This is a genomic window from Tessaracoccus sp. OH4464_COT-324 (assembly GCF_003932855.1).
In the GTDB taxonomy this organism is placed as follows: Bacteria; Actinomycetota; Actinomycetes; order Propionibacteriales; family Propionibacteriaceae; genus Arachnia.
The window spans coordinates 1-597 of record NZ_RQYZ01000090.1; the positions used below are offsets into that span (position 1 = coordinate 1).

Sequence of the window (597 nt, forward strand, 5' to 3'; positions counted from 1 at the left end):
AGATCAGACGCCCGTCTTGGGCAACTTCACCTTCGGCCGCGGGTAGAACCCGAAATCCAACGTCAGATCAGACTCGCCATCACGAGTCAAACCCTCAGTAGTAGCACAACCCGTCGAAGAATCCTTGTCCCGACTGGTAGCACCAGGCTTGGTCGGCACATAACCAGCCGGAGCCTTGACACACACCTTGTAGGACTGACCCGGCTTCAACACCGGCAACTTCTCAAACAGGTACTTACCACTCGCGTCGGTCTTCACCGGCACCACAGGATCACCATTGACGTTCACCACAGGCTTACCATCCGGACCAGTGAGCACCAGCTCAACACCCGGCAGCGGCTTCTCGCCCTCATCCTGAACACCATTCTTGTTCTCATCCACCCACACGAAGTCACCCACCGTGACCTCAGGACGAACGAAACCAAAGTCCAGGCTCAGATCCTTCGCCCCGTCAGCAACCAACGGCAGCACGGTCTTAGCGGAGTTTAGAGGAATCCAGCGCCCGATCATCCCCAACCTCAGGCTTGGTCGGAATGTAATCGCCGGGAACGCTCACCACGGTAACGGTGTACTTCTCATCGTCACCGATCACCGGCA

At 57.3% G+C, this 597-nt stretch carries 1 protein-coding gene; it reads right to left on the bottom strand.

Annotated elements, in window-relative coordinates; genetic code table 11:
* Window positions 1–3 precede the first annotated feature (3 nt).
* The gene (locus EII42_RS12255; RefSeq protein ID WP_199729889.1) at window positions 4–510 is read right to left on the bottom strand and encodes an SdrD B-like domain-containing protein; all 507 of its coding nucleotides are present in this window, start codon (window positions 508–510) and stop codon (window positions 4–6) included.
* Window positions 511–597: the final 87 nt, after the last annotated feature.

Excerpts from the sequence above, each read along its gene's own strand:
- EII42_RS12255 (WP_199729889.1), bottom strand. The coding sequence starts at position 510 with ATGATCGGGCGCTGGATTCCTCTAAACTCCGCTAAGACCGTGCTGCCG.